Below are 13,684 nucleotides of genomic sequence, written 5' to 3'. Positions count from 1 at the left end.
GGTCAGATCACCTGGCCGAGGATTCGAACGTATTCCTCCACCATCGCGTCGACCGAATAGCGCAACCTCAGGCCTTTGGCGTTGTCTTGCAGTTCGGCGCTCAGTGCTTGGTCGGACAGGAGCCTGGAGACGGCAGCCGCCAGCTTCTTCTGATCCGATGTGTCAACAAAGAGCGCCGTCGGCTTTCCTTCGAAGGACAGAACCTCGCGCAATATGGGGAGATCCGTGACGACGGAAGGAACGCCGGCGTTCGCGGCTTCGACCGCGGCCAGACCAAAGGTTTCGGCCTGCGTCGGAAACACGAACACGTCGAGGCAGGCGAGAAAACCGGCGATCTGACGCGGAGCGATTTCGCCGAGCAGATGCAATCTGTCCGAGACCTTCAGGGAATCTGCGAGCTGCCTCAGCCGCGTCTCGTCGGCCCCCTGGCCGGCCAGCGCGAGGTGCCAGGATGGTTCATCCGGCAACAGGCGTATTGCCGCATCGAGCCGTTTGTGAGGGTGCAGCCTCGCCGCGCATCCGAGCAGGACGCAGTCCGGCGGCAGATTGAAACTTTGCCGCGCGGCGTCCTTCGACAGGATAAGCGCCTTGTCTTCGAAGCCGTGCGGGACATGCACCATGCGCGACCGGTAGGCCCGAGGGTAACGCGAATATTCGCGCTCCATGTCCTTCGAGTTGAGCGTGATGCGGTCGAAGAAGCCGATGCTGCCCATGGCGATGTCGGCGGTGCGGACCGGCCAGCTCATCGCCAGCGCGGATGAAACCTGGTTGGCGACAACCGGCGCGCGGCTGACGAGGCGCGTCATGCCTGCGCCGATGACGTTGCCAAAATGCTGGAATGTCAGGACGGCGTCGGGCCTGATCGTCTTGATGTGGCCGCCGAGCGTCCACAGCATGCGCAGCAGCGCCAGCGGATTTCCGGGCCGGCTCGTCGCGCAGTAGAACGTGTCCGGCGGCTCGTCGAACGAGTCCGATTTGCGGAAGAAAAACAGGTTGGAGACGCGATGGCCGCGCGCGGAGAGGCCGGCGCCCAGCAGTCTCGAGATTTCCTGCGCCCCCGCGTTCTCGGCCTGGGTCTGGACGAGAAGCACGTGCAGCTTTCGCTCGCCGCCGTTCGGCTGCGCAAGCGCTGTCGCGGTTGTCTCGTCCTTGTTCGGCTGGTAGTGGAGCACGGATTCCGACCCGCTAAAAAAGAAACGAATTCTTCACCTTCTTAACCCCGTACCTATCACGCAGGCCCGGGGCAGACATCGACTAGTGACAAACGGAGTTAATGCGGAACCTGCCCATTGGCCGGCTTTGCGCGGATTTCGGGATAGCGTGCAGCGCTTTCGTTAACCAATTGGCCGTGTGCGCGCCTATTCGGCAGAGTCTGCGCCGCGGACCGCGTAGCTTCCTCGCTTCCATGCAGAGAAGCGCAGAAGCACGAGAACCGAAGGATCGACCCCGGTTCGCCGTCGGCACAGGATGTTGAGGGCGACGGTGGTGAGGGCCAGCGACACGGTTGCTGCGATCGCGGCACCCAGCACGCCGAGCCAGGGAATCAGGACGACAAACCCGACCAGTCGCAGCGCGACGTTCGCGGCGACGACCGGGACGTAGATGCGCTCATGGCCGGTCAGCTGCAGGATCGCCGCGGATGGACCGCCCGCGGCCTGGATGGCCGTGCCGATCGCGAGCACGATCAGGACGGAGTGTTGCGCGGTGAAATGTGGCCCGAATAAATTGAGAAGATAGGGGCCGCCAATCCAGATCAGGGCGAGGCCTGCGGCCACGCAGAGCGCGGTCACCTCCGCCATCAGCTGCAACGTTCGCTCGAATTCCCGGTGGTTCTTGCTGAAGTACAGCGAAGGAAGCCGGCGCGCGCCGAACGTGTACAACGCGGCGGACAGCATGGCGAAGATGTTGGCGAGGCGCGATGCCGCAAAGTAGATGCCGGCGGTCGCGGGATCCATCATCCAGTAGACCAGAATGACGTCGAAATACTGGTTTGCCACTTCGAGGATCGAGGCAACCCAGAAATGAAACGAGCTCGATCGCCAGCGCGATCGCTCTGAACGCGCGGTCGTGCCGCGCAGATCCGGCAGCGCCCGCGCGATCGCAACGATCTGCGCCACCAGGCCCAACGACATCGCGATCGTCATCACCGCGATCAGCTCGGTGGGATCGAGCTGCTTGTGGCCGAACAGCATCGCGAGCAGGAACAGGACCACGATCACCCGCCAGAAGAGCTCGCGGTTGCCTTCCCCCATGAGAATGCTGACCAGCGAACGCGCGATCTGGCTGCCAAGCATCAGTCCGGCGCTCACGGCCGTGTAGGCCGAGACCGCCAGAATCAGCAGCCACCAATCGCCCCGGAAATTCGCGATCAGTGCGACTGCGGCGATCGCGATCAGCATCGCGACGCAGGCGATCTTCAAACTCGAGAGGAGGACGCCTTTGGTGAGGTCGGGCCTGTCTCCGACCTGATACTCGTTCAGGAATCTCACCAGCAGCGATTCCTGGCCGACCAGCCCCACCACCGCCGCGATCTGCGCTACCGAAAGCCAGGTCGCAAAGATGCCGAAACCGTCCGGTGTCATCGTTCGTGCCGCGAGCGAGAACAACGCAAAGGCGAGTGCGCCGCTGCCAACCTTGAGCAGGATGGTCCCGACCACACCGCGCGTCACGTCGCGCCGCAGAAACTGAACAATGGAATCGATCATGGAAAATACGGGGCGTCCCCCGAAGATACCGGTTTCAAGTACGGCGCCAACCTAGCATGCCGGGAAATCGCGAGTGTTAATGCGCGCTCCGTTGTGCCAGTCAGCTGTGGTCGACGAAAGTCGCAAGTTGCTGCGTCACCATGGAACAGCTGCGTTCCGCCTGTCCCGGATCGATGCTGCACTGACGCGCGTCCGGAGGCGCGGCCGGTCGGTGTGCGGCTGTTCCAGTATCGGAATGGTCCTTGAAAAGGGATTGGCGCGGCCGATCGGACGAGAGAGCGGGATTTCAAGACTGTTCTGAGCAAGGCGCATGCCGGGACAGGTTTGTCCCGCACCCCATTAACCTCGATCTTCGGAAATGATCGCCTCCGGCGCTGCGATACGACATCAGGCGAGAGAATTGCACATGGAACCACAGTTGACCGTGGAGCCCAGATCATGACGACGGATAGAGCCGTGACCGAGCCGGGCGATATTGCCGGAACCGCGACCATTATCGCCGATATTGCGATCGTCGGCGGTGGCCTCGCAGGATCGCTTGCCGCTGCCGTGCTTGCGCGGGCAGGGCACCGCGTCGTTCTCGTCGACAAGCGCGCGGTGCATCCGGACGAATTCCGGGTCGAGAAGATCGGCGGCCAGCAGCTGGAGATGTTCCGCAAGCTCGGCTTCCTCGATGCGCTCGCGAACGTCGCCTGTCGGTATGATCAGGTGCTCAATATCCGGGAAGGCAAGGTGGTCGATGTCAGCGTCGGCCAAGCCTACGGACTTCCCTACGCCAATCTCGTGGCGATGGCGCGCAGCCAGTTGCCTGATCCGTCCAGTCTGATCGTCGACGAAGTCACCGCAATCAGCTGCAGCGACGATGTCCAGCACATCGAGCTTGCCTCCGGAAAACGCCTGGACGCACGCCTGGTCGTTCTCGCCACCGGCATGGCGAGCGCGCTCGGCTACAAGCTCGGCATCAGGCGGCGCGTGCTGGCCGAACGCCACTCCGTTTCATTCGGCTTCACGATCGCCCGCAAGGACGGCACGCCGTTCGATTTCGAGGCGCTGACCTGTTATGGCGAGCGAACGGCCGATGGGATCGACTATCTCAGCCTGTTTCCCGTGCCATCGGGCATGCGGGCCAATCTCTTCATGTTCCGCGATCCGACCGATCCGATCATGCGCGAGTTGCGCCGCGAACCAGAGGCGACCGTTCTGCGCCTGCTGCCGGGACTATGGCCTTATCTCGGCGACTTCCGCGTGACCGACAAGGTTCAAAACTGGGTGATGGACCTGACCGTGGTGGAAGGACATCTGCAGCCCGGAATCGTCCTCATCGGCGATGCGTTCCAGACCAATTGTCCTGCCGCCGGCACGGGCGTCGCCCGCCTGCTGGTGGACGTCGATCGTCTCTGCACCGAGTACGCGCCGCGTTGGCTCGCAAGCGCGGGCATGGGCACCGAGAAGATATCGCAGTTCTATTCCGATCTCGACAAGGTCGCGGCAGATCAGCGATCGCTGAAGATGGCGCGCTTTCGTCAGGCCCTGACGTCCCGCAGCGATATCGGATGGGATGTGCGGCGGCGCCTGCATTTCCTGCGGCGCAGTCTCACGCATCGCGTCGATCAGATGCATCCGGGCTGGCTTGGACGGGTTCGCGGCGTGCTGCGCGCCTGAATTCGGCGCCCTCTTGCCCGCCGCCGATCACCGCGTGGGCGTTGGGGTGCGGGCCGGCAGGAGCCTGAAATCCGATAGCCGCTTGGCCGCCAGCTTGAGCCAGGGCGCCTGTTTCAGCGCGAACAGGCTGATGGCACCCGCGGTGCTGCCGGCCTGCGTCACCATCCACATCGGCGAAGGCTGCCCACCGAACAATTTCTTGTAGGGCTCGTCGCCAATGGTGAAGTCGAGCATCTGATCGCCGCGCTCGATGCAATCCCTCGCGACCTGCTCGAACATCAGCGATCCCAGGGATTGGCTCTTGTACCCCGCGATATCGAAGGCGCTCATGATGATGAGGAAGCTGCCGCGGTGGCACAGGCCCAGCACGGCTGCGATCACGTTGCCGTCCATCTTCATGGCATAGAGCCGGACGAACGAGCCGAGGCCGCTGAGCGCGATGCCGGAATAGAAGTCGTAATATTCGGGACGCTGCAGCAGGTCTCCGTCGCCCTGGGCCTGAAACCGAGGGCCACGAAACTGCTTCATCGCGTCCATCGCTTCGAGAATGGAGGCGCTGCCGTCACAGCATGAAAAGTCCAGCGCGCCCTTCTTCTGGAGCTGGCGATATTTCTTTGCGAGCTCTTTCTGATAGGAGCGATCCAGCGTGCTCGTGCGCCATTGTTCGAACGGGGCGACGAGCACGGTCGCGTAGGCATTCGTATCCATCGACACCCGGCGCGGTGCGCCCAGGAGACTTTCGATCGGAAGCCGTCCGTCCGGCAGCTTGGTCATGCGCAGCAGGTCGAACGGCCTGACGAGGCGCCGAATCTCTTCGCATGCAGATTCGTCCTCCAGCAGGCTGGAGAACACCTCGGGACTGCAGACAGGCGCCAGATAGTCGGAGACACGCAGATCGGCGAATTCGACGGTGCGGACCGGACCGCGGCGGATTCGGAGCAGGGGCAGCACCATCGCCAGCGCCCCCGTCGCGCGGCGGCGGACCACGACGACGAGCGGCCTGGCCCCCGCATGGGAGGCGAGTTTGGCGTAGAGGCTGTCCAGCCAGAGCGGATGCTGAAACGCGGTCGCGGCCGAGCTGGCGAACAGCTCCGCGTATTCGGGAGACAGAAAATCGAACGCCTGCTCGATGGCGATATCGAATGTATTGCTGGGCTTATTCATGAATGACCAGGAAAACGGGATCGTCCGGAAAAGTCGATCGAGCCGGATCGCTGCGTTTATAGCAGGGGCGTTGCGGTCGAGACACCGGCAGGCTGCGATTTGGATTAACGCAGCCGAGGCAGATCCATATCGTTACTAAACTGTTAATTCGGTGTCCCTCGGGAACGTGAGTCAGGTGATACCCGGCGTCGGCAATTCTGCCGGGATTCAACAGATCTCATCGCAGCTTAGGCCGCGCCACGGCCGGCAGCCGGCCGGTGGCTGTTCTACTGTGCATGGGGTTGTTTTCGGAAATCTGTTCGGCGTGTTGGCGTGAGGGTGCCGGCGGTGGCGCTAGAAGCCAGCCGCTATGCCAAGCCGGCCGATGCCGGGAAGCTTGAGAGCTGGCCGCCGGATGTCCACGCCGAGCACCGCTCCGAAGAAATTGACCTCGATCCCCTCGATCCAGCCGACCGTCATTCCGAGGTAACCCGAAAGCGAGGCGTAGAGGCCGGTGCCGGACGGGGTGATGCCGACCCAGCGTCCGCTGTAGGGATAATCCTTTCCGACGGCAGTCGGAGGAAGGACAGCACGAAGCTCGGGGACGGCGTCCAACGTCGCCTGCACGAAGGTGTTGGAATTCGGTCCCGGCCAGGCGCTGTAATCGCCATAGGCGCGGAACCTGTAGGTTTCGACGACGTGCCGGATCTTGGGAATCAGCTCTTCGGCGAGTGTGCCGTCGACCGCCACGACGGTTTCGGGCACGGCGCCGAACCAGCGGCCGTCGGGCGCGAAGCCGTTGCTGCGGATCGGATCACCCCATGCCGTATAATCGTATCGGTTGTAAGTCGCGGCGCCCTTGTTCTTGACGACGATCCAGGTGTGAACGGCGAAAATGCCGCGCCAGCGTACCGTGCGCGCCGCAAAGACCCGGATCAGCGCCTCCGGACTGGCGGATGCGGGCTGCAGCAGGCCGGCGCTCGATCGATCCGCTGTCTGCCAATTGCCGCGGCCATCGCCGAACACAAAGTAGCGACCGGCCGACAGTCCTATCGGCAGGAAGATCAGCAGCAGAAAGAGAATCAAGATTTTCCTCAAGGACGGACGAGGATCAGGCGGGACGATATCATCAAATATAGTTCGACCAGCCCGCCGTGCCAGCGCTTGCATTCGAGCGGTCCGCCTATATCTGATTGCGCATGATGAAACTGTCCCTCGTCGAAGATCAGGCTATCCAGGCGCGAATCGCGGCCATCGCGGGCGCCGAGACGTTCGATCGCCTGTTCGCCGGCATCCGATTCGACGAAGTCGACGGCAATCTGCTGTTTGCCATCGCCAGGGACGAAGACTGTGCAAGCGAGATCGAAGACGAATTCTCGCATCACCTCGCCGTGGTCGCGACGCAAATCCTCAGGCAGAGCGTCGACGTGGTCGTAGTGCTGCCAAAGGTCCTGCAATAGCCTTCAGGCGCCTTCGGGCCGTTTTCCCGGGCTTGTGTCTCCGCTTTCCAATATGATCGCGAAATTGTAATGACGTCCCCGGGCCTCGGGGCCCCGCGCGCGTCATGGACGGAGCTCGACTGAGGGCTCGTCGTCGCTCGCCTGTTTTTGCGAAACAATGATGGATACAAATTGGCGGCCACAAGGAAAGCCCGCGCCGCGGCGGGTGCGATAAAGACGAAAAGCAAGACGACATCGCGTCCCGCGATCTCCTCCTCATCGCCTCTCGGCATGCTGGCTCTCCATCTGCTTGCGCAATGGAGCAAGTCCGGCAGCGATGGCCTCGTCTTCCTCTGCGACAACGAGAACAGGGCGGAGCGGCTGGGGAGCGTGATCCACGCGCTCGATCCGTCGGTCGAGGCGCTGGTGTTCCCGCGACTCAACAATTTGCCATTCGACGGTCTGGAGCCGTCACGCGAGATCGCGGGCCGGCGGAGCTCGGTGCTGAGGCGCCTTGCCAGGACAAAGAAGCCCGTGTTCCTGGTGTCCACCGCAGAGGCCATCATGGAGCGGCTGCCGCTGCCGGCAAGCTGGTCGAAGACCAGCCTCAGCCTGAAGGTGGGCGCAGCCTATTCCGAGCAGGAACTGGAGCGCCGCCTGGAGGCTCTCGGCTACGATCTCGACGAAGAGGCGGATTATCCGGGAGGCGTCCTGTTCCACGGCAAGACGTTCGAAGTGTTTCCAGCCGGTGCGCTTGGTCCGTTCAGGATCGAGCATTCCGACGGCACTCTCCGCCGAATCGTCGCCGTCGATCCGGTCGAGCACGAGGTCCTGTTCGAGACCCGGGAACTGCTGATCGATCCGATGTCCGAGCGGATCGCGTTTGGAAACAAGCGCGGACAGCGGGCGACGCTGCCGGATTATTGCAGCCGTGCGCGGTGGATCGTGGATGCCGGCGTGCTGGCCCACGCCGAGAGCTGGCTCGGGACCATCGAGGAGGCAGCCGGCCGCAGGGATGCGGAGCGCGAGTATCTGGGACAGGCGGACTGGAAGCGGCTGAAGAAGCGCATGAGTGTGCTGCCGCAAAAGTCGGCTTTCACCCCGACGCCGGATTTCTCGAAGGCCGCCTCGCCGAGAAAGATCCTTCGCGCGTTTGTTGCCGATATGCAAAGCGCCGGATCGCAACTGCTCTTGGTTGCGGCGGTCGAGGACGACCTGCGCGCGATGGAGCGGATGAGCGGCATCAAGGCAGAACGCTGTGCCGATTGGAACGAGGCGACCAAGGGACGCGATCGCGAGACGGCGCTGCTGGCTGACTTCGATGCCGGCTTCATCGGGGCCGGCCGTAAGCCCCTGGTCGTCGTGACGGCATCCGACGTGCTCGGCAGCAGGGCTCATCATCCGCAGCCGATGGCGAAGGTCTGGACCACCGCGTTCGATCATCCCGACGTGCCGGGGCGCGGCACGGCGGTGGTCCATCTGCAGCGCGGCCTGGCCGTGCTCGACGGCCTGCAGATCTTCGATATGGGCAAGGGGGCGCGGCGCGAGATGGTCAGGCTTGCTTTCGCATCGGACAATGCCGTTCTCGTGCCGCCGGCCGATCTTGCCCTGATCTGGCCGTATGCGGCGGAGCCCGGCAAGCTGACGCGGGACAAGGCGGACGGAAGTACATGGTGGGCACGCCGGACCGAGGCTGAAGCGGAAATTCAGATTGCCGCCAAGGCGCTCGCCAAGCATATCAGCCAGCGCCACCGTCGCCGTGCACCCAAGCTGGTCGCGCCGGGGCAGGCCTATGAGAGGTTCGTCGCACGGTTTCCGTATTTCACCACGGTCGACCAGGCCAAGGCCATTCAGGACGTCCTCGACGATCTGGCGGCAGGTCACCCCATGGACAGGGTGGTGTGCGGAGACGTCGGATTTGGAAAGACCGAGGTAGCGCTACGCGCTGCGGCCGCGGTGGCGTTGTCGGGGAAACAGGTGGCGATCGCGGTGCCGACGACGGTCCTGGCGCGGCAGCACGTCGAAACCTTCCGCAAACGTTTCGGTCCTCTCGGCATTGAAGTCGGAAACCTGTCGCGGGCCATATCAGGCCCGGAGACCCGAGAGACGAAAGAGGGGCTGCGAAGCGGCAAGCTGAAAGTCGTAGTCGGCACGCAAGCGCTCTCCGCGAAGGATGTGAAGTTCGCCGACCTTGGTCTCGTCATCATCGATGAAGAACAGCATTTCGGGGCTGCCGAGAAGGCCAAGCTTTCGGGCCTGGCGAAGAGCGCGCATACGCTCTGGATGAGCGCGACGCCGATCCCGCGCACGCTCGCTGCCGGACTTGCGGGCTTCCGGGATCTCAGCGTGATCGCAACGCCGCCCGTTCACCGGCTTCCGATCGTGACCAAGATCGCCCCGCTGTCGGATGCGGCCATCGCCGGCGCATTGCTTCGCGAGCGGAGGCGGAATGGACAGAGTTTTCTGATCTGCCCGCGCATTCAGGATCTGGAGCCGATGCTGGCGCGTGTGCAATCGGTGGCTCCCGACCTGCGCATCGTCTGTCTCCATGGCAGATTGCCAGTCGACGAGATCGACGAGCGCATGATGAGTTTCGTCAACGGCGAGGCTGATGTTCTCCTCGCGACAAATATCGTGGAGAGCGGTCTCGACATTCCGCGCGCAAACACCATCGTCGTGTGCTGGCCCGAGAAGTTTGGTCTCGCGCAGCTCCATCAGCTCAGAGGACGGGTCGGACGGGGTGGAACACGCGCCTTTGCATATTTGCTGACGGAGTCGGCCTCTGAACAATCCGAGAAGCGTCTGGCCGTCCTCGAGGAGTTCAGCAAGCCGGGCGCGGGCTTCGCCATCAGCGAGCGCGATCTGGATCTTCGGGGCGCCGGCGACCTGTTCTCGGAACAGCAGTCCGGCCACGTTCAGGTGTTCGGACCGGTGCTCTACAGTCATCTCCTGAAGCTGGCCTCCGAGCGAGCCAACGACACCGGCGCCTTTCTGTGGGTGCCTGATCTGAACCTGCCGTGTGCCGACACGTTGCCCGAAGGCTACGTGCAATCCGAAGCGATGCGGCTCGAGATCTATGGTCGCGCTGCGAGGTGCCGGAGCGAAGACGATCTGGTGGATCTGGAGGAGGAGATCTCGCGCCGTTTCGGAAAGCTCCCCCCGGAGGCGCACGATTTCTTCGCCGCAGCGAGACTCAGGCTCGATTGCAAGCGGCGTGGCATCGTCAGGCTCGATGTCGGACCTGAGGCCGTCGCCGCCACATTCCTCCCCGGGCGGCTGCGCAAAACCAGGGCGCGGTCGCTCCAGCGCGATGGCGATCGCGTGGTCTACGCCGGCGGGGGGCACGAGGATACGTTCGGCCGGGTGGAGGAACTGATGGATCTTCTGGACGAGTGAGGAGAAGCGGGGGCACGATTTGCGCCGCTTGGTGGTCGTCGAGAGGGGCTGAAGGGCCCAGCCGTCCGACGATCTCGCCCTGAAAGTGGGCAACACTGTCTCGCCCGTGATCAAGTCGTCGGATGTAGTGATCGGCAAATAGCCGCCCGGTCGGCGGTCGAGACCCCGTCGCGATCTTCGTGCATGCGCTTCTTGCGCGAAGAGATATCCTGCCACCATGCTTCGATGACCTGACGCTCGCAGAGCAGCGTCGTGCCGATCCCGCCGGTGAAGCTGATCCAGGCGTCCAGGCATTTTTCGGGCACGGCGGTCAGCACGGGAATACCGGCCGCAATGGTCGGCGAGTTCGTCGCGCAGCCCTTGTCCGGCGGCTTCCTGCTTGGAGAACTTGTTGATCACAATGAGGTCGACATCCTGCGTGATCGCGCTTGCGACCGCGACGGACGCGTCGGCAAGACCGGCGGCATCCAGTTTGCACGCCATGGCACCGCTGCCGAGCGGCTGGCAGATCGAGATCTCGCGGCCGGTCATGAGGTCGATGGCCTGCATGCCGACTTGGCAGCCGCCTCCGTCCTTGATGTTGCGCTGGACGATACCGCCGATGCGCTCACCCTTCCGCACCAGGTCTTGCGCGAAGTCGGCGAGCAACGTGTCGAGGTCATCTTGCGGCCGGTAGAGAATGGCGGCAACGCGGATCGGGTCGATCTCGGCGAAATCAACGGGCATGGCAGTGGTCCTTGTTCGGCTTCGTACGCCTGTATGTTGAGTTGAGCAATGGTCGAGCTACACTGGCGCCGTCGGCGCCATCGTACCGAACGCGCGATCAGATGCCCGGACTAGCGATCCGGCCATCGGGCTTTTCATTCCTGGATCCGATGCTTATTTCAATTGAATCAGATGCCCATTCGGGCGAAGGATGGACGCAAACTCTCTCCCGGTGCCGGGATGAGCCCGTTGCTCCGCATGAGATAGCTCATTGAAGTCACAGGATTTTCGCTTTTCCGTCGCCCCCATGATGGACAGAACGGATAGACGGGATTTTTGCGCGATCGCAACAGGTTAGTGCGGGTGCGCCTGCATCTCGTAGCAAAACCGTAGCAAATGCATTCGCGTATTTGGTGATAGCTTCGAACCATCTCTGATCGCATCAGCACAGCGGCGCCTCAGGTAGTGGGAACGATGGAGATAGTTGGTTGCGCGCCTGAATTGGCTGGGCTCTTGTGTGAGGCATTTATTTGCGAGGGGTTCGTTCACAACGGCGAACTCGTAGCTAATGCCAACGTCGTTCACCTTTGCTTCGCCGGTGCTTGGCACAGGCTGGTCATCGACCACGGTGTCATAATTTGGCGGCCATCACCGGGGCGGCCCAGCCCATCAACGATCGCGAGCGAGGGGTGGGAATATCCTCACGTTGACGTTGGCGTCATCGCTGGCGTTATCGGGCACCGTCTCAAAGAATACGCAATGCAGACCGCCGTCGCTGGAGGCAAAGTCGCTTTCTTCTTTGATAACGAGCGCACGATTACCATCAACAGTCAAAACGACATTTCAAGTTTCCGAATTGACTAAATCTAGCGCGAAGATGCGATCTTCGGCGTCTCGATTTGCTACCAAACGCGAAGCGCATCCCGCGAGTCGGCTCGGTAGCAAATTTGTAGCAAAGGGCCGCCAAAAACTGGCTAGATAATCGAACCACCCCTAAAAAGCCCAACGAAATCAGTATAGATACGTTGCCGCGTCTTCCCAGGACTGGACCGACAGAGAATCTTAAGTGATTGAGAATCATTGGAAATTTAGCTGTGCACCTATGATGGACTGGACTGACCGGCATTGCCGGGTGTTCCACCGTCACTTGAGCCGGCGGGCGCTGCTCTATACGGAGATGTTGACCACCGGCGCCATTATTCATGGAGACCGGGCGCGGCTGCTTGGGTTCGACGCGGTGGAGCATCCCGTGGCGCTGCAGCTTGGCGGGTCGGATCCGCATGAGCTCGCGACGGCGGCGCGGATCGGCGCGGAGTTCGGCTATGACGAAATCAACCTCAATGTCGGCTGTCCGTCCGACCGCGTGAAGGACGGCCGCTTTGGCGCTTGTCTCATGGCGGAGCCGGAGCTGGTGGCGAGGTGCGTCGAAGCGATGAAGCGTGCGGTTGTCGTTCCCGTCACCGTCAAATGCCGCATCGGCATCGACGACCAGGATCCGGAAGTCGCGCTGGATACGCTCGCCCGCGCGGTGGTCGCGTCCGGCTGCGACGCACTGATCGTGCATGCCCGGAAAGCCTGGCTCAGCGGTCTGTCACCGAAGGAGAACCGGGATATCCCGCCGCTTGACTACGATCGCGTCTATCGGCTCAAACGCGCGATGCCGAACGTACCTGTCATCATCAATGGCGGCATCCGGAGCATCGAAGAGGCGAAAGCACATCTCGAACATGTCGACGGCGTGATGCTCGGCCGCGCCGCCTATCAGGAGCCGTGGCGGCTTCTCGCCGTCGATTCCGACATTTTCGGCGAGGCGGGGCGGCATGCAACCATGCAGGACGCGCTCGAAGCGATGATGCCCTATATCGAGCAGCAGCTTGCGCGCGGTACGCGGCTGCACGCCATCACGCGGCATTTCGTCGGCGCATTCCACGCCGTGCCCGGCGCACGCGCGTTCCGTCGCCATCTTGCCGAGCAGGGGGTAAAGCCGGGCGCCGGCCTCGAGGTGCTGCGCGATGCGATCGCGCGTGTCGGCGCGCGCGTGCCGGCAGAGGCGGCGGCCGCCTAATCCACTGCCGTGCGTGAGCGGCGATGGTTGCTCTGGAGTTCCGGATAGCCGGTGAGCATCAGCCTGTCGGAGCGCACGCCCCAGCTCTCCAGGCGATCGAGAAAGCTCATGCCGAGCAGATTGGTCTTCATCTGTCCGCGTTGCACGACCAGCGCCGGCACCGACTTCTCGACGAGATGGCCGACGGAGAGACGGTCAAGCGTGAGGCGAGCCGCCTTGGTGTGACCGCCCGCGGTTTCGAGATCGACGTCGTATTCGAGCATCTCGAGCGGCAGTCCGATCGCCTTCGCCGTCTCCCAGGTCAGCACCACGGAGGTGGCGCCGGTGTCGATCACCATGGGGGCGGCGACGCCGTTGATCTTGGCGCGGAGCGCGAATTCGCCGCCCTGGCCGCGCGGGATCTGCACCGCCGGGGCGGGCGACGCGCTCTGTCCGCGAAAGATGTGCGAGACCTTGTTGCTCGCACGCACGATCTGATCGGAATCGCCATAGGCGACGACCGCACCTGCCGTGCCGGCGAGCATGATGAGAACGAGCAGGAAGCGGATCATCGCGCGCCTCCGAAGGCG

General features: G+C 63.0%; 9 protein-coding genes and 1 pseudogene. 4 read left to right on the top strand and 6 right to left on the bottom strand.

Translation table 11 applies throughout. From position 1 onward, the window contains the following. Positions 1-2: 2 nt before the first annotated feature. Together F8237_RS03645 and F8237_RS03640 are read right to left on the bottom strand one after the other, a co-directional pair. Positions 3-1,172, bottom strand: coding sequence for a glycosyltransferase family 4 protein (locus F8237_RS03645; RefSeq protein WP_151642442.1), 1,170 nt, complete (start codon positions 1,170-1,172; stop codon positions 3-5). A gap of 186 nt (positions 1,173-1,358) precedes the next feature. After that, a complete protein-coding gene (locus F8237_RS03640; protein ID WP_151642441.1) occupies positions 1,359-2,705 on the bottom strand; it encodes a lipopolysaccharide biosynthesis protein in 1,347 nt (448 codons plus the stop codon). 438 nt (positions 2,706-3,143) lie between these two features. On the opposite strand from F8237_RS03640, the gene F8237_RS03635 reads away from it, so the two are divergent. Continuing rightward, positions 3,144-4,367: an FAD-dependent oxidoreductase gene (locus tag F8237_RS03635; RefSeq protein ID WP_151642440.1), complete on the top strand. Its 1,224-nt coding sequence runs from the start codon at positions 3,144-3,146 to the stop codon at positions 4,365-4,367. A 27-nt stretch (positions 4,368-4,394) separates the two neighbouring features. On the opposite strand, the gene F8237_RS03630 is transcribed toward F8237_RS03635, so the two are convergent. Together F8237_RS03630 and F8237_RS03625 are read right to left on the bottom strand one after the other, a co-directional pair. After that, positions 4,395-5,531, bottom strand: coding sequence for a GNAT family N-acetyltransferase (locus F8237_RS03630; protein WP_151642439.1), 1,137 nt, complete (start codon positions 5,529-5,531; stop codon positions 4,395-4,397). Between the two features lie 333 nt (positions 5,532-5,864). Further along, positions 5,865-6,596 (bottom strand): DUF3750 domain-containing protein, encoded by a 732-nt coding sequence (locus F8237_RS03625; protein WP_151642438.1) that lies wholly within the window; start codon positions 6,594-6,596, stop codon positions 5,865-5,867. Between the two features lie 113 nt (positions 6,597-6,709). Between F8237_RS03625 and F8237_RS03620 the strand changes: the two genes are divergently transcribed. Together F8237_RS03620 and F8237_RS03610 are read left to right on the top strand one after the other, a co-directional pair. Further along, entirely contained in the window at positions 6,710-6,970 is a 261-nt protein-coding gene (locus tag F8237_RS03620; protein ID WP_151642437.1) for a hypothetical protein, read from the top strand. Between the two features lie 270 nt (positions 6,971-7,240). Then, positions 7,241-10,345, top strand: coding sequence for a DEAD/DEAH box helicase (locus F8237_RS03610; RefSeq protein WP_151642435.1), 3,105 nt, complete (start codon positions 7,241-7,243; stop codon positions 10,343-10,345). 110 nt (positions 10,346-10,455) lie between these two features. Here the strand turns inward: F8237_RS03610 and F8237_RS03605 are convergent. Further along, positions 10,456-11,071, bottom strand: a pseudogene (locus tag F8237_RS03605) (DUF2478 domain-containing protein). 1,045 nt (positions 11,072-12,116) lie between these two features. Here F8237_RS03605 and dusA point away from each other — a divergent pair. Beyond that, positions 12,117-13,115, top strand: a complete 999-nt coding sequence (gene dusA / locus F8237_RS03600; protein ID WP_151642434.1) for a tRNA dihydrouridine(20/20a) synthase DusA — start codon at positions 12,117-12,119, stop codon at positions 13,113-13,115. Here the strand turns inward: dusA and F8237_RS03595 are convergent. Then, complete coding sequence (locus tag F8237_RS03595) at positions 13,112-13,666, bottom strand: TIGR02281 family clan AA aspartic protease (protein WP_151642433.1); 555 nt, start codon at positions 13,664-13,666, stop codon at positions 13,112-13,114. The two genes, dusA and F8237_RS03595, sit on opposite strands and share 4 nt — an antisense overlap. Between the last annotated feature and the right edge of the window lie 18 nt (positions 13,667-13,684).

The sequence above is a fragment of the Bradyrhizobium betae genome (genome assembly GCF_008932115.1).
GTDB lineage: Bacteria > Pseudomonadota > Alphaproteobacteria > Rhizobiales > Xanthobacteraceae > Bradyrhizobium > Bradyrhizobium betae.
This window is presented reverse-complemented; position numbering and strand designations above follow the sequence as displayed.